Raw genomic sequence first — 20,826 nt, forward strand, 5'->3', positions numbered from 1 at the left:
TTTGGGTCAAAAAATGTATTAAGTAAATATAAGCAATTCGCAGCAAAGGTAATAGTTTCAGAATCTTTTTTAAATGAACTTACATTACTTATATGGTTAAAAACGATTCATAAACTAACATTCTAGAGATTAAGATTTTAAAGATTTCACAAATCTTACAGAAAGTAGTAAAAATAAAAAGGTATTCCGTAAATTTGCAAAAATTTTACAATTATACAAATATACTATAAATGAGTACTACAACTACGCCTTTTGTGGCTTTCAAAGTAAAAGACATTTCTCTAGCGGCTTGGGGAAGAAAAGAAATTGAACTAGCTGAGGCTGAAATGCCAGGTTTAATGGCGCTTCGTGCTGAATACAAAGACGAACAACCTCTTAAAGGTGCTCGTATTGCTGGATGTTTACATATGACGATTCAAACTGCAGTTTTGATCGAAACTTTAATTGCTCTTGGTGCTGAAGTTACTTGGTCTTCTTGTAACATTTTCTCTACTCAGGATCAGGCTGCTGCTGCTATTGCTGCTGCGGGAATTCAGGTTTATGCCTGGAAAGGTCTTGACGAAGAATCATTTGACTGGTGTATTGAGCAAACTTTATTCTTTGGTGAAGACAGAAAACCATTGAATATGATTCTTGATGATGGTGGAGATTTAACTAATATGGTTATTGACCGTTTCCCGGAATTAGTTCCTGGAATTAAAGGTCTTTCTGAAGAAACTACAACTGGTGTTCACAGACTTTACGAAAGAGTAAAAGCTGGAACTTTACCAATGCCTGCAATCAACATTAACGACTCTGTTACTAAATCTAAATTTGATAACAAATACGGATGTAAAGAATCTGCTGTAGATGCTGTACGTCGTGCAACTGACTTAATGTTAGCTGGAAAAAGAGTTATCGTTTGTGGATACGGTGATGTTGGAAAAGGAACTGCTGCTTCTTTTAGAGGTGCTGGTTCTATTGTAACTGTTACTGAAATCGATCCAATTTGTGCTTTACAAGCTGCAATGGACGGTTATGAAGTTAAAAAATTAAACACTGTAATTGCTAATGCTGATATCATCATTACAACTACAGGAAATAAAGATATCGTTCTTGGAGAGCACTTCGAGCAAATGAAAGATAAAACTGTTGTTTGTAACATTGGTCACTTCGATAACGAAATTGATATGGCTTGGTTAAACAAAAACCACGGTGCATCAAAAATCGAAATTAAGCCTCAGGTTGACAAATACAACATCAACGGAAAAGATATCATTATCTTGGCTGAAGGTCGTTTAGTAAACCTTGGTTGTGCTACAGGTCACCCAAGTTTTGTAATGAGTAACTCATTTACAAACCAGACTTTGGCTCAAATCGAATTATGGAACAACAGCGCAGCTTACAAAAATGAAGTTTATATGTTACCAAAACATTTAGATGAAAAAGTTGCTGCTTTACACTTAGCTAAATTAGGCGTTGAACTTGAAGTTTTACGTGACGATCAGGCTGCTTATATTGGTGTTCCAGTTGAAGGTCCATTCAAACCAGAATACTACAGATACTAAGAAATTTTAGATTTACGATTGTAGATCTTAGATTTTTAATTCATATTCCCAACCCGACAGATTTTAAAAATCTGTCGGGTTTCATTTTTTAATCTAAAATCAGAAATCTACAATCTAAAATTTATATTTTGGCATACTGTGTTTTCAAAATATAAGTATATTTTTGAAAACCAAGATCAAATTATGAGAACACTTCTGATTGCCTTAACAATCATACTATTGCCCCTTTTTGCATCCGCACAAAATTTTGATCCTTCAAAATATGGACCTCAAAAACAAGACTTATTATTTCCTGGAGCGAATCAGAATCCAAAACTTCCACAACTGGAAACCGTGAAACCTCTTTCTAGAAATGATGTAGAAAAAACAAAAGCAAAATTAGCAAGAGAAGAGCAAAAACTAATCAAGCTTGCAGAAAAAACATGGCAAATAGAACTCGACCTAAGGGCAAAACGGGAAAGTTTAAAAAACCTTGAAAATACTTCGAAGAACAATAATGATCCTGATTATCAAAAAAATATTGAAAAAATAAAAAAGGAAATCGCTATATCTCAAAATAAACTAGATGACGCGAAAAGTAAGCAGGATTTTAGAGCTGAAAAAGTACTTGAATTAGAAATAATGCTGGAAGAATCCAAATTTACGAGAAAGGGTTCTTAAAAATATTTCAAACCCGACAGGTTTTTAAAACCTTGTCGGGTTTTCTTTTTAATTTAAATTAATTAGGCGATTTCTCGTGTTTCTTTTAAATATAAATATACATTTGATTCACCAAAAACAAATCCTAATTTAAATCATGAAAACACGTTTTATTCTATTACTATTATTACTACTTCCATTTTTTGTTTCTGCACAATTTAGCAATATGCAATCGCAAGCAAGAAGTATGCATACACAAATGAATATACAAAATCAAAAATGGGCAAGCGAAAGAGCTGCTTCAAATCAGCAATGGCAAATGAGAAATATGATGTCACATCAAGTTTCTAAAATTGAAGCTGCTGAACATAAATTAGCTAAAGAAGAAAAAAACAAACAAAAGTTAGAAAAGAAGACAGAAAAACTAGAAGCTGATTTAAAAACAAATCAAGATCAATTAGCTAATCTTAAAAATAATTCAGAAAACAATGCTGACCTTCAAAAAGAGATTGAAAAATCTGAAGAAAAAGTAAGCAAGTCTGAAGAAAAAGTAAACAAAAGCAGAACAAAAATAGAATCTAGTTCAAAAAAAGTGGAAGACTTAAAAAAAGAAGTAGAAAAATATAAAACCGAAAAAGAAGAATTACAGAAAAAACAAGAAGAAGAGAAAAAATTAAAAGAAGAAGAAAAAGCTAAAAAAGAAAAGGAAAAGCTGGAAAAGAAAGGGAAATAAATCAAGCCTTCTTTTTTAATATCTAAAATCAATTTATAGATAAAAGCAACTGGATATTATTTCAAAAACTAATCTTAAACCAAAAAATTATGAGAACTTATTTTCTTTTAATAGTATTAATGTTACTGCCGATTTTCGCTTCTGCACAATATAATAATAACCAACAAATACAACAGAGTAGATCTTTTGAGAGACAAATGAATACCCAAAATCAAAAATGGGCAAGTGAACGCGACAGAGCAGACCGTCAATGGGGTCAGCAAGCAATGAATAGACAATTAATGAATAAGAATGTAGCAGCAGATAAAAAAATTATCAGTGAAGAAAATAATAAAAAGAAACTTGAAGAAAAAACTGCAAAACTAGATTCTGATTTAAAAGTGCAAAAAGATAAATTAACAGCGCTTGAAAATTCGAAAAATAGTGCAGACAGCCAAAAAAATATAGAGAAAACTAAAGAACAAATAAGCAAAACTGAAGAAAAGCTTAATAAGGTAAAAAGTGAACTGGAAACAAGTTCTAAAAAACTTGACGACTTAAAAAAAGAAAAAGAAATTTCTTTAACAAAACAAGCAGACCTTGAAAAAAAGGAAAAAGAAGAAGCAGAAAGAAAGAAAAAACAAGAAGAAATAAATCAGGCTCTTTTAAAAAGCATAAAATCTAATAAATAATTTTTTAGCTTTTAGAAAATAATATTTCAAACCCGACAGGTTTTAAAAACCTGTCGGGTTTGAAATATTTTTAATCTAAAATTTTAAGTTTAAATTTGAAATTAAAGAACTCTCCAAAATAAAATTCTTTAAAATTATGATCGAAAAAGTTTTATGTGAAATACATGGTTCAAAAGAAATGTCTTTCAGCTGTATTCACATTGCAATGGCAATAGACTCAAAAGAAAAAGTAGGTTTCTTCTATTCAGAAGCCGAAAAAGATCTTCCACAAATTGCATGGTGCGGAGAATGCGAACAATATCTTTTAGATAATGACGAAGAATGGACAGAAGTTTTTCAAACTAAAGCCGATTTTAAAATGTTGTGTATTGATTGCTTTGATGAAGCAAAAAACAAGGAATTAGAAATTCACTTACGATAAATAAATTCATGAAAAAAATTATTATCCTTTGCCTTTTTTTCTGCTTTAATTACTCTGCATTTGCCCAAAATAATGATGTATGGATTTCCTTTTGGGATAAAGACACAACTCACATAGGTTTTAAAGATAAAAATGGCATTGTCAAAATAGAACCAAAATTTACTACTGGTTTTACAACTGCCCGTAAATTTGAAAATATTATTGCCGCTAGTGAAGAAAAAGAGGGGAAATGGGAAAGCTATTATTTAACCAAAACAGGAAAAATAGTTGGTCGTGACAGTTTATATAGTTTTGACAATGGTCCCGATTGTGAAAATGAAGGTTTAATAAGATTTGCAGATCGCAAAACTGATAAAATGGGAATGTTTAATGGCAACGGAAAAATTGTAATTCCTGCAGAATACAGTAATATAACCAAAGCCATAAATGGAATGTTCATAGGATTAAAAGACGCGAAGAAAGTAATTGATGGCGAACATTTTTTCTGGACTGGCGGAAAAGAATTCTTAATAGATACAAGCAATAAAATCTTAATCGAAAATTTTGCTTACAATGATGATTTAAACTTTTATTCTGTAGAAAAATCAAAAGATCCAAGCAAAGACCCAATAAGAGAAAATTTCCTTGGGGTTGACGGACAATATTATTCGTTTGTAAATTTTGATAAAGAATTTAAATATTGGCTCCAGAACACATTACTTTCTGATTTATCCAAAAGCAATTTAGAAAAACATTCTTTTGATAAAATCTCGTATTGGAAAGAACCAGATGGTTGGATAAACTCATCAAAAACTAAATTCATCAATCAAAATTATATCTATTTAAAATCTAAACTTAAGGAACTCAAAAATCCAAAAACAGATTACTTTGTTTCTACTGACGGATTAAATCAGTTTATTTTTGAATCAAACGAATACGAAATATATTTCAACAATTGTAATGAATCAAAAGATTGGATATATCCAGTTAAAAACATTGTGATCAATCCAAAAAATAAACTTGAACACGGACAAGATCATTTTGAATTTTTAAGAACTGAAAACGGATATAAATTGATAAGTGTTTCTACCAGAAAAGAAGAATTAAAGTAAATTGATCTAATACTCAGACATTTATTTTTAATTAAAAATCTTAAAACTTTTAACAATCACTAACTTATTAACTTAAACAAATAAATTTTGTTAATATATTAATCTTTCATAATTGTTTTTCGAAATAAAACGTTCAAAAACTTTTATATCTTCGGCACCAAATTCAAAAAAAGATATAAATCTATTAATTCATAGTTGAATCCCTTTTATAATGAAAAAAACAGAATGTACTAATTGTGACAATAAAAGTGTACCAATTAATGAAACAATTACAATTGATGAAAAAGATTTTTGTAACTCCTGTTTTGAAACTAATTTCCCCGACGATAAAAGTCTTAGTGGGAAAAAAGTAGAAAAAAAATATGATCCCACAATCTGTTCTGCTTGTTCTAAAGACTTTGAAGAAATAGAATTAAATAAAATTGGAGTATACCCTCATTGCAATGATTGCGAAACAGCAGTCAATAATCGAGTTTTCCCTACCTGGGTAAAAGCGTTCTTTATTGGTATTATAGCTATTGTTCTATTTTCATTTTATTGGAATTGGCAATATTTCGACGCTTATAATAAATTTCAAGAATCAATTGGTTCTTTTGAAAAAGGAGATTTTGCCAATGCATCAAACTTAATGCAAAAAGCAAGTACAGAAGTTCCTGAAGTAGAAGACCTCAAAACGCTTGCTGATTTTTATAGTGGCTTCAATTTTCTTAAACAAAACAAAAGCAAAGAAGCTTTAAACAAATTTAATTCCTGCATAGGAAAAATACCTCCTGATTACAATCTTGATTTATATATCAATATGGCAAAAATTGGGGTGACTTTTGATAAAAAGGATTACGACGGTTTTCTTGCCGCATCTCAGGAAGTCCTTAAAATTGACTCAACTTCTGCAGAATGCTATTCAGGTGTTGCTTCTGCTTACTCCTGCATTTATGCTGCTAAAAATGATGAATCTGCAAAAATTAAAAGCTTCGAATATTTAAAAAAAGCAAAAGCAATAGACAGTACAAGTTCCGAAGCCAAATTCTATTATAATATGATAGAATATAGATTATTTGCCCATACAGTAATAACTAGAGAAGAGTTTATTAAAAAATTTCCAAACGGTTGGATTAAAAATTAAAAAGATATGTTTTTTATACCTGGTGAATTAATTTCAATTGTGTCATTTCCCGGAATCATTGTTCATGAATTTGCACATATGTTATTTTGTAAAATTAGAAAAGTAGCTGTTTTTGACGCATGTTATTTTAGAGTTGGAAACCCTGCCGGATACGTGATACATGAGAACACAAGCAATTTCACATCAACTTTTTTAATCTCTATGGGGCCGTTTTTTGTAAACACTCTTTTATGTTTACTTATATGTCTTCCGGCTTATATGCCAATAAAGTTTTTTGATATTGAACATCCATTATCTTATTTTTTAATTTGGCTTGGAGTTTCAATAGGCATGCATGCTATTCCATCAAATCAAGATGCCGAAAATGTGTTTAAAGAAGCAAAAATAGCAATCAAAAATAAAAACATATTAGCAATAATATCTTTTCCAATAATTGGATTAATTTATGTCTTTAACATTCTAAGGATAATTTGGGCAGATGTAATTTATGGTGTTGCAATAGGAATAGGAATTCCTTCTTTAATATTTGGATAAAATTTAAGATTCTTCATTTACTTTATAAAGTCTAACTTTGTAAAAAACCGGAACTATGAAGAATTTTTTATTTTTATTCATTGCCATTATCTTCGAAATCATTGCGACTTCGGCATTAAAAAAGTCTGAGCAGTTCACACAGCTTTTGCCAAGCATTATTACTGTTGTAGGCTATTTTGCTGCGTTTTATTTTTTAAGTTTTGCAATCAGAACAATTCCGGTTGGTTTTGCTTATGCGATTTGGTCTGGAGTTGGAATTGTTTTAATTACAATCATTGGTGCTGTTTTCTTTAAGGAAATTCCAGATTTACCTGCGATAATTGGATTGAGTTTAATTATAATTGGCGTTGTGGTTATTAATGTTTTTTCTAAAACTACGGCGCATTGAGACATAATGCCACGAAGTCGCTAAGGCACAAAGTTTTTATTTTTTAAGTTTATATCAATCTTTGCCGATTTACTTTGCGTTCCTTCGACTTCGCTCAAGATGACAATATTGTGAAAAAAAACTTAGCGACTTTGTGCCTTTGTGGCAAAAAACTCAGCAAGTTTCGGATTTTATACCTGCAAAAACCAATCGATCTTTGCCTTATAAAATTGAATGAAAATGAACACACAGGAAAACATCAATTATAATCGTATTGCAGATGCCATCGATTATATTAAAGCAAATTTTAAAGAGCAGCCAAATCTTGATGAAGTTGCAGAGAAAGTGCATTTGAGTCCGTTTCACTTTCAAAGGCTTTTCAGCGATTGGGCAGGAACAAGCCCGAAGAAGTTTTTGCAGTATACCAGTTTGGAACACGCCAAAAAATTACTCAAAGAAAATCAGGCAACCATTTCTGAAACTGCATACGAAACGGGGCTTTCCGGCACCAGCCGACTTCATGATTTATTTGTAAATATTGAAGGAATGACACCGGCCGAATATAAAAATGGCGGAAAAAATCTTGAAATAAACTACAGTTTTGCCGAAAGCCCATTTGGGAATATTATTGTGGCTTCGACTCAAAAAGGCGTTTGTTTTATGGCTTTCGCCGAAGATGAAGCGATGGGATTTAATGATTTAAAGAATAAATTTCCAAATGCCGCTTTTTCCAGAAAACTAGATTTAGCACAGCAAAATGCACTTTTCATTTTCCAAAATGACTGGAGTAAATTGCCTGAAATTAAACTGCATTTAAAAGGAACCGATTTTCAACTGAAGGTTTGGGAAACTTTATTAAAAATTCCGATGGGGCAGCTTTCTACTTATGGAACTATTGCACATCAAATTCAAAAACCAAATGCTTCCCGCGCTGTTGGAACTGCAATTGGGAGTAATCCTGTCGCATTTTTAATTCCATGTCATCGCGTAATTCAGTCTTCGGGAATCTTTGGCGGTTATATGTGGGGAAATACCCGAAAAACGGCTATAATTGGCTGGGAAGGTGCGCAGGTAAATCCAAATTTATAATTTACATACATAATATAATACACACAATATATGTGTAGAGACGCACAGCAGTGCGTCTAACGTTATGTATTCCACCCTAATTTGACGAACAATCTATGTCGACAATCGTTGCGTAGACGCACTGCTGTGCGTCTCTACGGATATTCTTTGTCAAAAATTCAATCTTTATTTAAACATTTATGCAAACTATACAATCAAAAATTGCTTCTCAAAATTGGGAAAGCATTACCGAATCTATGCACGAAAATGGCTTTGCTATTATTCCGAATATACTCAATAACGAACAATGTGAAGATTTAAAATTCGATTATGATAATCCAAATTTATATCGCAAAACGGTTGTTATGGAACGTTATCGATTTGGTTTGGGCGAATACAAATATTTCAATTATCCCCTGCCTGATTTAATTCAAGACATGCGTTCTGCGATTTATCCTAAATTAGCTCCAATTGCAAATTCCTGGATGAAGGCATTAAATATCAATACCATTTTTCCTGATAAACATTCAGCATTATTACAACAATGTCACAACAATAATCAATTGAAAGCTACTGTTTTAATTTTAAAATATGGACAAAGCGGCTTCAATACTTTACATCAGGATTTATATGGTGATATTTATTTCCCCATTCAAATTGTGCTTTTCCTCTCTGAACCTGATGAAGATTTTACGGGAGGCGAATTTGTATTGACACAGCAAACCCCTAGAGCGCAGTCGAAAGCTATTGTTTTAAAACCTAAAAAAGGAGATATTTTGGTTTTTACAACCAATTTCAGACCTGTAAAAGGTACAAAAGGTTATTATCGGGTAAATATGAAACATGGAGTTAGCGAAATTCATTCAGGCGAAAGATATACATTAGGAATTATTTTCCATGATGCATTATCGTAAAATTTGTAGACATGCAATATCTGTAGAGACGCACAGCAGTGCGTCTACGCAACGTGAATCAAAAAAGAAAGATAATTTCTCCCGCAGATTGGCAGATTTAAACAGATTTTTTAATCATTATAATCCTTTAAATCTGTGGCAAAAAACATCATATACAGTGCGTCTAATGTCACGTATTCAATCTTTGCGTAGACGCACTGCTGTGCGTCTCTACAGAATAAAATGTGGTAAAATTATGATTGAACACAATAAAATTTCAGATTCAAATCTTCGGAATAAAATTAAAAATGCGGAGATTTGTTTCGGCGGCAACCGGAAACTAAAAATTTACGGAACCCTGAAATGTTCTTCGGGAAAAAGAATGAAACGTGAAAATCGGGTTTTCTTTTCTTCTGAAAATGAAGCAAAACAAAACGGTTTCAGACCTTGCGGACATTGTATGAAACCTGAATATTTAAATTGGAAAAATGGACTTATTTAATCCTGAAATAAACGAAACAACAAACCTACTTCCGAAAGATGGAACTGTAAATTATTACGGAAAATTATTTTCGAGAGAAGATTCTAATCATTATTTGGATGTTTTACTGAATACAATTGAATGGAAAAACGATGAAGCGATAATCTTTGGAAAATTAATTTTGACCAAAAGAAAAGTGGCTTGGTACGGCGATCAGGAATTTGAATATACGTATTCGAATACTACAAAAAAAGCACTTCCGTGGACGAAAGAATTATTGGAATTAAAGAAAATTATTGAGGATGAAACGGGAGAAACTTTCAATTCCTGTCTATTAAACTTATATCATTCTGGCGAGGAAGGAATGGCCTGGCACAGCGATGCCGAAAAAGATTTGAAAAAAAATGGCGCCATTGGTTCTGTAAGTTTTGGTGCTGAACGCAAATTTGCTTTCAAACACAAAGAAACCAAAGAAACGGTTTCTTTAATTCTGCAACATGGAAGTTTATTGGTTATGAAAGATGAAACGCAAACGTACTGGTTACATCGTTTACCGCCAACAAAAACCACTCAAAAACCTCGCGTAAATTTGACTTTTAGAACAATTGTCAGATAGATTTATTTCTTCTTTTTTGGAGCCACGTTTTGGTAGGAAAGCTGTAAAGTATCTTGAAACATTTCTGGCCGAACTTTAGAAAGCTCTACAATTGTCCAGCCTTGTTTTCCCCATTTATTTGGAATTGGATAAAAAATCATTTCGCTTGAAGCACAAAAAACAGATTGATCGATTTCGTTTAATTTTAAAATGGCTCGATTGTTTTTTTCGTCAAAAGTGGCAAATATTTTCTTGTTTACCCGAAAAGAGGTTTTCTCAAAATGAGGTTCTTCAACTGCATTTTCAAAGGATAAAGCCGATTTTCTAAAATCTTCAAAAGAAACCATAATCGTAAATTTTAAAGTTAAACCTTGATTTACCAACCTTGATTCAAACCATTTTTCAAAACTACATCGTATTTTTCTTTATCAAAAGAATATAAGTTTGGAGCTTTGTGCGCTACATTATTTTTCTTTTCATCCAATTTATTCAGAATTCCGATGTTGGTTATTTTTCGCATAAAATTTCTTCTGTCGAGTTTTTTGTCCAGAATTGTTTCATACAATTTTTGCAGTTCCGGCATTGTAAATTTTTCCGGCAATAAATTGTAACCAACAGGCATTAAATTTAATTCTGTTCTTAGTGTGTCAAGGGCTTTATCAAGAATTTCTTTGTGATCTAAAATAAGTTCAGGAACTTCTTTATGATCAATCCATTCAATTATTTCAGAAGAACTTGTTCGGACTGGAACAATTTTTAAAAAATCAACCAAAGCATAATAACCAATTGTTACAAAACGACGTGTCAGCCATTTACCTTTTTCGGGATCAATATCTAAATATTTTAGAACCTCTTTTCCAAAATGGTCATCATTTCGCTTAATTTTTCCAAATGCTGCAAACTGTCTTAAAAAAACACCTTCTACTCCGGTCCTTTCATTTAAAACAGTAACTGCTGCTGTATCAATATCCTGATCTATCGGAACAAACCCGCCTGGTAAAGACCACTTTTCACTGTGCGGAACTTTAATCAGCAAAACTTTTAATTGATTATCATGAAACCCAAAAATAACGCAATCAATGGAAAGTCCCGGCTGGTAATTTTCGTTATTTTCTATAATAAATTTCAGCATTTGAGTTCTTATTAAACTTGCAATTTACTTTTATTTTTCAAAACTGTTACATTTTTATAAAAAGCACGTCTTTATAAAATAAATAAGTATTTGAAAAAATCAAAAGTGTACAAATCACAATTTTAGTTAAAATTACGAAATGAATTGAAAAAATAAGTACATTGCGTCATAATAACACATTTGAACAGCAAATTGTTAAAACAAAAATATTAAGAAAGAAAAAGATTACAAATACTTAATTTTGTATTCTGTAGATAAATAGAGAATTGAAATTTAATAAACGAGATTATGAGTGTCAATCCGCTAAAAAATATTAACAAAAAAATTAGATCCAAAATCTGGACTTCCTTCGGATTTGTTTCTAAAACTTACCTTTTAGAGGCTTCGCTAAAATACAGTGAAGAACAGGAAAGAATTTTTAACGAAATGATCGTTAAAACGGAAGCAAAAGATAAAAAAGCAAAACGCGAAGCTTTTGATAAAGCTTTGTACGCATCTTATAAAGGAATTGGCGCTATGGATTTTATAAATACTGTTTTGAAATAATTCAAAACCTTTATAAATCCATAACGCCAATTTTAATTGACATTCTATATTACTGTACTAATTCAAAATCTGATTTTAGTTTAATATCTGCTGATGAAGCTCCAATCAGCACTTCAAAATCTCCAGGCTCTGCCGTCCATTCTAATTTATCATTGTAGAAAGAAAGTTTTTCTTTGTCGATTGTAAATTCGATTGTTTTAGTTTCTCCTGCATTTAATTTCACTTTTTGGAAATCTCTTAGTTCTAAAACCGGACGAACTACTGATCCAAATTTATCTTTTAAATATAGCTGAACCACTTCTTCTCCAGCAACTTTTCCAACATTTGATAATTGAAATGAAACTTTAATTGTTTCGCTGCTTTTGATTTTTGTCGAAGAAAGTTTCAATCCTGAATAATCGAATTTAGTATAACTCAAACCGTATCCGAAAGGAAATTTAGGCGAGTTCTTTAAATCGATATATGCTGAAACATAGTTTTTTGAATCTTCATTTTTAGCTGGTCTTCCTGTGCTGAAATGATTGTAATAAATTGGAATCTGACCAACTTCTCTTGGAAAAGTGATTGGCAGTTTTCCTGACGGATTGTAATCTCCAAATAAAACATCTGCAATTGCATTTCCAGCTTCAGTTCCTAACCACCAAGTGTATACGATTGCAGGAACGTTATCTGCAGTCCAATTAAAAATAAGAGGTCTTCCTGCATTAATTAAAACTACAACTGGTTTTCCTGTTGCCTGAATTGCTTTTACTAAATCTTCCTGAACACCTGGCAAATTGATATTACTGCGGCTTTTTGCTTCACCGCTCATATCGTGTCTTTCACCAATACTCAAGATTACAACATCTGCTTGTTTCGCTGTTTCAACTGCTTCAGCAAAACCATCTTTATTGTCTCCGGTAATATCACAACCTTTTGCGTAAAGTAATTTTGTGTTTTTACCTACTTTATTTTGTAAACCGTCCCATTGTGAAACTACCCATTTATCATAATTTACATCTGGAAGTTCAACAGACCAAAATCCCATATTGGCTTTATATTCTTTTACCATTGGGCCAATAAATGCAATTGTTTTTACACTTTTAGAAATTGGTAAAGTCTGGTTTTCGTTTTTCAACAAAACGATACTTTTTTCTGCTACTTCAAGCGCTGCTTTTCTGTTTGCAGGATTAGCCAAAACTTTTTCTGCTCTTTTATCGTCAGAATATCTGTAAGGATCGTCAAATAAACCTAATTCGAATTTTTTGCGAAGAATACGTTTTACAGCATCATCAATTAAGTCGATAGAAACTCTGCCTTCTTTTACCAGTTGCGCTAAATTGTAACGATATGCATTACTTTCCATATCCATATCACTTCCGGCTGTAATGGCAGAATATGCAGCTTCTTTAAGGTCTTTTGAATAACCGTGAGCTACCATTTCTCCAATTGAACCCCAGTCTGAAACTACGAATCCTTGAAAGTTCCATTTTCCTTTTAAGATATCTCTTTGTAAATGCGCATTTCCAGTTGCAGGAATTCCGTTTAAGTCATTAAATGAATTCATAAATGTTGCTGCACCAGCATCTAAAGCAGCTTTAAAAGGCGGTAAATACGTTTCAAGAAGCATTCTTTCGCTCATATCAACTGAGTTATAATCCCTGCCTCCAACTCCAGCTCCATACGCAGCAAAGTGTTTTACGCAGGCCATAACAGAGTTTAAATCCCCTAATTTATTTCCCTGAAAACCTTTTACTCTTGCATAGGCAATTTTAGATCCTAAGTAAGTATCTTCTCCTGCACCTTCCATTACACGTCCCCAGCGCGGGTCACGGCTAATGTCTACCATTGGAGCAAATGTCCAGTGAATTCCATTTGCAGAAGCTTCTTCAGCAGCAACTCTTGCCGCTAATTCAATGGCTTGTAAATCCCAGCTTGCTGCTTCGGCTAACGGAAGCGGGAATGTTGTTTTGTATCCGTGAATAACGTCCTGACCAAATAACAACGGAATTTTAAGTCTTGACTGCATAGCCAATTCCTGATATTGTCTGGTATATTTTGTTCCGATGATGTTTAGCATCGAACCTATTAAACCTTGTTTGATTTCGGCTTGTTTGTTAGGGTTTATTGTAATTGGCCCTGTTGCCTGATTATCTCCTGTGTATTGATTAAGCTGACCAATTTTTTCTTCAATTGTCATTTTCTTCAACAGATCATTTACTTTTTGATCTATTGTCTGCTGCTGGGCCGCCGCAAAAAACGAGACCATCAACAAGGCAAATGTGGTTATTTTTTTCATGTATTTAATTTTGGTTACCAAACGTAAGTTGCAACTGCACCAGCGTTTAAAGTAGTTGAAATTTGTTTTTGATTGTATTTGATATTGAATGTTTCTGCCGAAGTTCCGTCGTTTTCTACAATTAAAACGGTTTGTCCAGATGGCGTTTTGAAAGCTGCATTATATAAGTTTCCAACAATATTACTTCCAATTCTTACTGAACCTTCGGGAACAAATTTAGAAGCATGTCCAATAATGTAATAACCGACTTCACGCTTAATGTTTTGATTTTGATCAATCATTAAAGCTCCTTTACAAGTCGAACATCCGCCTGGTGTAAATGGTTTGTAATATTCATCGTTTGCTAATCCCCACGAAAGTGCATTTTTACTCCAGTTACGCATTGAACCAATTACGACATTTTTTACAGTCCATTTTAAATCATTTTCAAAACTGCTTTTTGATCCTGTATATTGTTCTGTAAAATATAAATCTTTGTTTGGAAATGCATCATGAACTGTGGTCAAAGCACTAATATCTCCTTCATATAAGTGAAATGCTGAACCCGCAACAAAAGGATTCGCTTTTGCATCTTTTAAAATAGTTAAAGGATATTCTGGTTTATTACAATTGTGATCGTAAACTATAATTTTGGTTTTAATTCCTGCTGCTTTGAAAGCTGGCCCTAAATGATTTCCAATAAAATCTGCCTGTTGTTCTGCAAGCATTAATAAACTTGGATTATTTCCCGGATGCAGCGGCTCATTTTGCGGTGTAATGGCATCAATAACAATTCCGTGAGATTTCATTGCCTGAATGTATTTTACAAAATACTGGGCATAAACCTCATAATATTTTGGCTGAAGGCTTCCTCCTTTTGAGCTTCCGTTGTCTTTCATCCAAACTGGAGGAGACCAAGGTGAACCCATAATTTTTATTTTTGGATTTATTGCTAAAATTTCTTTTAGGACTGGTACCACATCATTTAAATCCGGACCAAGATTAAAGTGCTCCAGTTTTAAATCTGTTTGTCCTTCTGGCATGTCATCATACGAAAAAACTTTCTCATTCAAATCTGAAGCTCCAATACTAATACGCAGGTAACTTATACCAATGGCATCATTTTTTCTGGAAAACAATTCCTGAAGCAATGCTTCTCTTTTTGCTTTATCCAGTTTTAAAATGGTCTGAGCGCTTCCTCCGGTTAACGAAAATCCAAAACCTTCGATAGTTTGAAATTTTTCAGAAGGATTTACTTCAATGGTTTGGTTTGAATTAGTTTCGGTACTAAAAACTAAATCATCCTGTTTTTTAAGTTTAGAAGATTCATCGGTAGTTGTAATCCATGATTCTGCTTTTCCAGAATTGGCAACTACACTTTTTGAAGATCCGCATCTTATCTGCATCGCAATAAGCGGCAGTAAAAGTAAGATTTGAAGTTTTTTGTTAATGTTTTTCATTTTAATCTATTTCTATTAAAACAGGTAAATGATCTGACGGATATTTTAAATCTTTAGAATCACTTAAAACTGCATGTTTTTGAATTTTTAATCCGCTATTTTTTGAAATAAAAATATAGTCTATCAATAATGTAACTGGTTCGTTATGTTTGAAATCATTAAACGTTCCTGATGGTCCAAAAGGTTTTTCTATTGAAACATCTCTAGTATCATCCATTACTTTTTTTATTTCTGCAATTTGAGGTGTGTTTGGTTCTGAATTGAAATCTCCCATTAAAAATGCCGGATATTTCTTTGTGTTTAACTCACTTATTTTTTTCAAAACAAGCTGAACTCCTTTTACTCTTGCTTCTTCGCCCATGTGATCAAGATGCAGGTTAAAAACCCAGAACGTTTTTTTTGTTTTTAAATCTGTAAAAAGTGCATAGGTACAAACTCTGTTACAAGCTGCATCCCAGCCTCTTGAAACTACGTTTGGTGTTTCTGAAAGCCAAAACGTATTGGAATTCTGCACCTTAAAACGATCTTTTTTGTAATAAATAGTGCATGCTTCTCCCGTTCCGTTTTCTTCTCTTCCTATTCCAAATCTGCTATAATTTGGAAAAGCTGCTGCGATATCTATTACTTGATTTGGGGTTGCTTCCTGAACTCCAAAAATTTCCGGACTATAAAATTGTATTTGAGAAGTAAAATAATCTTTTCGTTTTGGCCACGCATTTTCTCCGTCTGATGCAACATCTAAACGAATGTTATAAGTCATAATTTTTAAATTTTGACCATAAAATGAAATACTTACAAAAAGTAAGAATACTACTAAAATAAATTTATTTGTCTTTTTCATAATTTTTAAAATTTTAATCCGTAAAGCTAGTGTTTCTCTATCCTTAAAGAAAAAAACTTATTTAAAACTTATGTTAATTATATACTCTCACATAATCAACTTCGAAAGTTGCATTAGTGAAATTTGGATCAACTGTTCCTCCAAAATTTCCTCCCATTGCTAAATTTAAAATCAGGAAGAAATTAGCGTTAAATGGTGTTGAAGCAGAATTTGCATAGGTATAAAACAAATTATCATCTACATAAAACTTAATGCTTTCAGCACTCCATTCTGCAGCGTAAATATGAAATTCTGTCGCTGAATTTGGAACTGTTGTCGTTTTAGTATCAGGCGTGTTTCCTGAACGTCCAGGCGAATGCAATGAAGAGTGGTTCACGTTTGGATTATTTCCAACTGATTCCAGAATATCAACTTCACCACAAGCAGGCCAAGGCGCAGTATCGATATTATCTCCTAACATCCAGAATGCCGGCCATGTTCCGCCGCCAACTGGTAATTTTGCACGAACTTCTGCCCTTCCGTATTTAAATGAAAATTTACCTTTTGTAAGCATTCTTGTTGATGTATAATGGCTTCCCATATACTCTTCTTTAATGGCTTTAATTTTTAGGGTACCATTTGAAATAATTACGTTTTCTGGACGAGTTGTGTAATATTCTAATTCGTTATTTCCCCATCCGTCTCCTGTTCCTGTGTTGTAACCCCATTTCGAAGTATTTGGCGCACCATCTACATCAAACTCATCTGCCCAAAGTATTTTTCTGGCAACATATACATTTACTGAAGAAGTTGAACTGATAAATTGCCCAGAACCATTGTAAGCCGAAACAATTATAGAATATGTTTTTGTCCCTGAACCTGTAAATGTGTAGGTAAGTTCTCCGTTTGAAATTTCTTTAAGCTGATTGTCTATTAAAACTTTATACGAAACTGCATTTGCAGCATTAATTTTTAAGTTCACTTTACCGCTTCCGTCCCCATCAGGATTTGCGGCAGTTTTACCCACAACTTCAACCTGAATAGTTAAGTTTGAAGGGGCTGGATTATCTGAACCTCCGTCTGAGCTATCGTTACTGCTGCTGCAAGATTGAAATATCAGCAATAAAATAGAGGTTAGAAAACCTGCTTTGTTCATTATATTTTTAAATTTTTTCATTTGCTTTTATTTTTTAGAAACACTTTTTTTACCGTCCAAAAAATCCAGATAATTCAAATTGAATCCTCCTTTTTCAAAAACTACTTTTATTTTATTTTCACCTGCGTTTAATTCTACATCAGATAAAATAATGGTTTTCCATTTTTCATTTCCACCAGTTACAGGCAATGTTATGGTTTTTGATTTTGTGCCATTTGCTGTTTCTAAATGAAGCTGCCCTTCCAGGTTTTCGCTTGAATAACGAATGGCAATATTGTATTTATTTTGTTTTTTAACCTGTGCAGTAAATTGTAACCACTCTCCATCTTCAATAAATGAAACCTGATAACCGTTTGATCCGATATCTTTACAAGGCAAAATATCAACGCCATCGTTACGCATTGTGTTTCCTTTATTCCACTGATCAAAATTTCCTGTTGCCACTCTGTAATTGATAAAATCTTTATCAGAATAAGCAAATCCATTTGTTCCTAAATCATATTGCGTTGCAATGATTTTGCCGGGAATTGTGTGTGTTTTATACGGTTTTGTGTCGTTTGTCTGCACTTGTCTGAACATGGCATCGATTACATCTGGCTTAACGGTTACGTTTTCCATTTTGTAGTTATCTGCCATTTTCATTAATGCTTTTTTCGAAAATTCTGCTGATGGTTTTTGACCGCCGTCTCTCCAGTATTTAAGTAAAACATCGTATTCCGGAATTTTGGTTACGGAAGTTACACCTGCAATATTTTCGATTTTTTTCATTGGCCAAAAAGCCCATCCAACATTATTAGTTTCCACCAATGTCAAGGCATCTTTAAACCAAACGTTTGAATTTTCGCCACTTTCTCCTAACCAGATAGGAACATTATATTGGGTTCTGTAATCCAGCATTTTCTGGATAGATTCCTTGTCGTTGTAGTTCCAGTATTTGTGGAAACTCAGCGCCATGTTTTCATCCCATAAAGGGAAAACTCCATTGTAATTATTTCCCCAGCAATTTCCTTCGATAATTACTAAGTGGTTGGTGTCGACTTCGCGAATTGCTTTTGTAACGGCAATCATTAAATCTCTTAAAGGTCCGTTTGAGTTTTCGTCGCAGCCATTTTTATTTGATCCGGTAAAATTCCAGTTTGGTTCGTTGATAATATCATAAGCTCCAAGCCACTGACTGTCTCTGTATCGTGAAGCCAGTTTTTTCCATAAAGCAATCATTTTTTTCTGATTGGCTTCACTTTGCCATAATGATGGTTTTGTGGTGTCGTAATCAGAAATTGCGGCATCATTTCCTTGTCCGCCTGGTGCAGCGTGTAAATCTAAAATCAAGTAAATCTTGTTTGCTTCGCACCATTTCAATAAATTATCTGTTATGGTGAAACCTTCTTCTATCCAGGTGATTTCTCCATTTTTTTCCTGCTCAATTGGCGGCGTATATAAGTTATAATGCATTGGAAGACGAATCGAATTGAAACCCCAAGCTGCCAGCGAATCGATATCACGCTTTGTGATTCCGTTTGCTTTGTAGGCTGCATAAAATTCCTTTGTTCCCTGCTCTCCAATAACTTCTTCAATTTTTTGTTTGATTTGGTATTGCGGACTTGCAAAAGGCTGTGTTTGTAACATATAACCTTCCTGAACCATCCATCCACCAAGGCCTAAGCCTCTTAGAATGATGTTCTTTCCGTTTCCGTCAACAATTTTTTGTCCGTCTCTGTGTAGAAAACCTTGTCCAAAAACTGTAATGGAAAACAAAAGCTGTAATGTTATTATTGCTTTTTTCATTTGAAAACCAATTTTACTTTACTTCCAAGTGTATGTTCCAACAGCTCCTGCCTCAAGAGAAGTTGTAATCCATTTATCATTGAACTTAACATTGAAAATTTCACTTACTGTCGAATCATTTACTACTACTAAAACTTTTGATCCAGATGGTGTTATAAAAGCAACGTTTTGTAAACTTCCGCTTGAGTTACTTGCAATTCTGATAGATCCTGCAGGAACAAATTTTGATGCGTGAGCAATAATATAATAGGCAACGTTACGCTGAAAACTTTCTGATGAAGTTACGGTCAACGCACCTTTACACATAGAACAGCCGCCGTTTGTATGAGGCTGGAAAGATCCATCATTAGCTAAGTTCCATTCTAATGCGTTTTTACTGTAATTTCTCATCGAGCCAATAACCACGTTTCGAACATGCCATTTTAAATCTCCGGCAAAATCCCCTGCTGAAGATGTCCATTGTTCTGTGAAATACACATTTTTTGTTGGATAAGAATTGTAAACATTACTTAATGCACTAATATCTCCGGCATATAAATGGAATGCTGATCCGTCTACAAAAGGAAATGCATCTGCATCTGCCAAAATTGATTTTGGATAATTTGGATTATCACAATTATGATCGTAAGCAATAATTTTTACACTAAGGTTTGCCGCTTTTAAAGCCGGTCCTAAATTGTTTTTTATGAAATTACCTTGTTCTACTGCAGACATGTACATACTTGGATTATTTCCGTCATGTAAAGGTTCGTTTTGCGGAGTTATTGCATCAATTGTAATTCCTTCCGCTTTCATTTGCTGAATGTATTTTACAAAGTATTTTGCATAAACATCATAATATTGTGTTTGCAATTTTCCTCCAATAAAACTGTCTTTGTCTTTCATCCAAAGCGGAGCTGACCAAGGTGTTGCTAAAATTAAAATCTTTGGATTAATTACCAGAATTTCTTTTAAAAGTGCAATTACTCCTGCTTTGTCTTTTTCTAAACTAAATTTTGCCAAAGTCAAATCAGTTTCTCCCGCTGCAAGGTCGTCATATGTAAATGGCGCAGCATTTAAATCTGATGCTCCAATACTGATTCTTAAATAACTAATTCCAATTGAATTAGCTCCGGTACCAAATAATTCTTGTAAAAGTGCGCTTTTTTTAGCTGCCGTTAACTGATTAATTACATCAGCACTTCCTCCAGTTAATGTATAACCAAAACCATCAACAGTTTGATATTTTTGCGCTGCGTTAACTTCAATATTTGTATATGAATTTGGTACTGTACCAAATCCTAATGTTCCATTTTGTTTTGCTAACAATACGCTTTGGTCTCCTTTTGTTAACCAGAAATCAACATCGTTTGTTACCACAACTGGTGGGTTTACAACAGGTGGATTTACTACAGGATCAACTGCATCGTTTGATGTAGAACATTTTACCTGAGAAAATACTGCCATTGAGAAGAACAGTATTTTTATAGTGTTTTTAAAATTTAGTTTCATTTTTGATTGTTTTTTA

The 20,826-nt window shown here is 33.1% G+C and carries 22 protein-coding genes; 14 read left to right on the forward strand and 8 right to left on the reverse strand.

The features are described 5' to 3' along the window. Positions 1-230: 230 nt before the first annotated feature. From ahcY to APR43_RS07510, 13 genes are all read left to right on the forward strand, one after another. Positions 231-1,547, forward strand: a complete 1,317-nt coding sequence (gene ahcY, locus APR43_RS07450) for an adenosylhomocysteinase (RefSeq protein ID WP_053472596.1) — start codon at positions 231-233, stop codon at positions 1,545-1,547. 138 nt (positions 1,548-1,685) lie between these two features. After that, positions 1,686-2,207, forward strand: a complete 522-nt coding sequence (locus APR43_RS07455; protein WP_123924573.1) for a hypothetical protein — start codon at positions 1,686-1,688, stop codon at positions 2,205-2,207. A 136-nt stretch (positions 2,208-2,343) separates the two neighbouring features. Beyond that, positions 2,344-2,919, forward strand: coding sequence for a hypothetical protein (locus APR43_RS07460; protein WP_123959125.1), 576 nt, complete (start codon positions 2,344-2,346; stop codon positions 2,917-2,919). An 89-nt stretch (positions 2,920-3,008) separates the two neighbouring features. Then, positions 3,009-3,590 carry a hypothetical protein gene (locus APR43_RS07465; protein ID WP_123959128.1) on the forward strand — a complete coding sequence of 194 codons (582 nt, stop codon included), beginning with the start codon at positions 3,009-3,011 and terminating at the stop codon, positions 3,588-3,590. A 136-nt stretch (positions 3,591-3,726) separates the two neighbouring features. Next, on the forward strand, positions 3,727-4,011 hold the full coding sequence (locus APR43_RS07470; protein ID WP_053472592.1) for a hypothetical protein: 285 nt from the start codon (positions 3,727-3,729) through the stop codon (positions 4,009-4,011). An 8-nt stretch (positions 4,012-4,019) separates the two neighbouring features. After that, complete coding sequence (locus APR43_RS07475; protein ID WP_053472591.1) at positions 4,020-5,102, forward strand: hypothetical protein; 1,083 nt, start codon at positions 4,020-4,022, stop codon at positions 5,100-5,102. A gap of 211 nt (positions 5,103-5,313) precedes the next feature. Continuing rightward, positions 5,314-6,225, forward strand: coding sequence for a hypothetical protein (locus tag APR43_RS07480; protein WP_053472590.1), 912 nt, complete (start codon positions 5,314-5,316; stop codon positions 6,223-6,225). A gap of 6 nt (positions 6,226-6,231) precedes the next feature. Next, positions 6,232-6,759, forward strand: coding sequence for a metalloprotease family protein (locus APR43_RS07485; RefSeq protein WP_053472589.1), 528 nt, complete (start codon positions 6,232-6,234; stop codon positions 6,757-6,759). A gap of 55 nt (positions 6,760-6,814) precedes the next feature. Beyond that, positions 6,815-7,147, forward strand: a complete 333-nt coding sequence (locus APR43_RS07490) for a DMT family transporter (RefSeq protein WP_053472588.1) — start codon at positions 6,815-6,817, stop codon at positions 7,145-7,147. Between the two features lie 219 nt (positions 7,148-7,366). Beyond that, on the forward strand, positions 7,367-8,215 hold the full coding sequence (locus APR43_RS07495) for a bifunctional helix-turn-helix domain-containing protein/methylated-DNA--[protein]-cysteine S-methyltransferase (protein WP_053472636.1): 849 nt from the start codon (positions 7,367-7,369) through the stop codon (positions 8,213-8,215). A 179-nt stretch (positions 8,216-8,394) separates the two neighbouring features. Beyond that, positions 8,395-9,108, forward strand: a complete 714-nt coding sequence (locus tag APR43_RS07500) for a 2OG-Fe(II) oxygenase (RefSeq protein WP_053472587.1) — start codon at positions 8,395-8,397, stop codon at positions 9,106-9,108. A 235-nt stretch (positions 9,109-9,343) separates the two neighbouring features. Then, positions 9,344-9,589 carry an Ada metal-binding domain-containing protein gene (locus APR43_RS07505; protein ID WP_053472586.1) on the forward strand — a complete coding sequence of 82 codons (246 nt, stop codon included), beginning with the start codon at positions 9,344-9,346 and terminating at the stop codon, positions 9,587-9,589. Continuing rightward, positions 9,576-10,184: an alpha-ketoglutarate-dependent dioxygenase AlkB family protein gene (locus APR43_RS07510; protein ID WP_053472585.1), complete on the forward strand. Its 609-nt coding sequence runs from the start codon at positions 9,576-9,578 to the stop codon at positions 10,182-10,184. The genes APR43_RS07505 and APR43_RS07510 overlap by 14 nt, the downstream gene beginning before the upstream one ends. Before the next feature lie 2 nt (positions 10,185-10,186). Here the strand turns inward: APR43_RS07510 and APR43_RS07515 are convergent, their stop codons facing one another. Together APR43_RS07515 and APR43_RS07520 are read right to left on the reverse strand one after the other, a co-directional pair. After that, positions 10,187-10,510 (reverse strand): MmcQ/YjbR family DNA-binding protein, encoded by a 324-nt coding sequence (locus APR43_RS07515; protein WP_053472635.1) that lies wholly within the window; start codon positions 10,508-10,510, stop codon positions 10,187-10,189. 29 nt (positions 10,511-10,539) lie between these two features. Continuing rightward, a complete protein-coding gene (locus APR43_RS07520) occupies positions 10,540-11,295 on the reverse strand; it encodes an NUDIX hydrolase (protein ID WP_053472584.1) in 756 nt (251 codons plus the stop codon). A gap of 288 nt (positions 11,296-11,583) precedes the next feature. Between APR43_RS07520 and APR43_RS07525 the strand changes: the two genes are divergently transcribed. Then, the gene (locus APR43_RS07525) at positions 11,584-11,841 is read left to right on the forward strand and encodes a hypothetical protein (RefSeq protein ID WP_053472583.1); all 258 of its coding nucleotides are present in this window, start codon (positions 11,584-11,586) and stop codon (positions 11,839-11,841) included. A gap of 49 nt (positions 11,842-11,890) precedes the next feature. On the opposite strand, the gene APR43_RS07530 is transcribed toward APR43_RS07525, so the two are convergent. From APR43_RS07530 to APR43_RS07555, 6 genes are all read right to left on the reverse strand, one after another. Continuing rightward, positions 11,891-14,119, reverse strand: a complete 2,229-nt coding sequence (locus APR43_RS07530) for a glycoside hydrolase family 3 N-terminal domain-containing protein (protein WP_053472634.1) — start codon at positions 14,117-14,119, stop codon at positions 11,891-11,893. 14 nt (positions 14,120-14,133) lie between these two features. Further along, positions 14,134-15,558 (reverse strand): glycoside hydrolase family 30 protein, encoded by a 1,425-nt coding sequence (locus APR43_RS07535; RefSeq protein WP_053472582.1) that lies wholly within the window; start codon positions 15,556-15,558, stop codon positions 14,134-14,136. A gap of 1 nt (position 15,559) precedes the next feature. Beyond that, positions 15,560-16,399 carry an endonuclease/exonuclease/phosphatase family protein gene (locus APR43_RS07540; protein WP_053472581.1) on the reverse strand — a complete coding sequence of 280 codons (840 nt, stop codon included), beginning with the start codon at positions 16,397-16,399 and terminating at the stop codon, positions 15,560-15,562. A gap of 73 nt (positions 16,400-16,472) precedes the next feature. Next, the gene (locus APR43_RS07545; RefSeq protein ID WP_053472580.1) at positions 16,473-17,555 is read right to left on the reverse strand and encodes a glycoside hydrolase family 16 protein; all 1,083 of its coding nucleotides are present in this window, start codon (positions 17,553-17,555) and stop codon (positions 16,473-16,475) included. Positions 17,556-17,561: 6 nt separating this feature from the next. Then, on the reverse strand, positions 17,562-19,319 hold the full coding sequence (locus APR43_RS07550; protein WP_053472579.1) for a cellulase family glycosylhydrolase: 1,758 nt from the start codon (positions 19,317-19,319) through the stop codon (positions 17,562-17,564). Between the two features lie 18 nt (positions 19,320-19,337). Beyond that, positions 19,338-20,810 (reverse strand): glycoside hydrolase family 30 protein, encoded by a 1,473-nt coding sequence (locus tag APR43_RS07555; RefSeq protein WP_053472578.1) that lies wholly within the window; start codon positions 20,808-20,810, stop codon positions 19,338-19,340. Positions 20,811-20,826: the final 16 nt, after the last annotated feature.

Origin of the sequence: Flavobacterium sp. NLM (assembly GCF_002210235.1) — a bacterium.
In the GTDB taxonomy this organism is placed as follows: Bacteria; Bacteroidota; Bacteroidia; order Flavobacteriales; family Flavobacteriaceae; genus Flavobacterium; species Flavobacterium panici.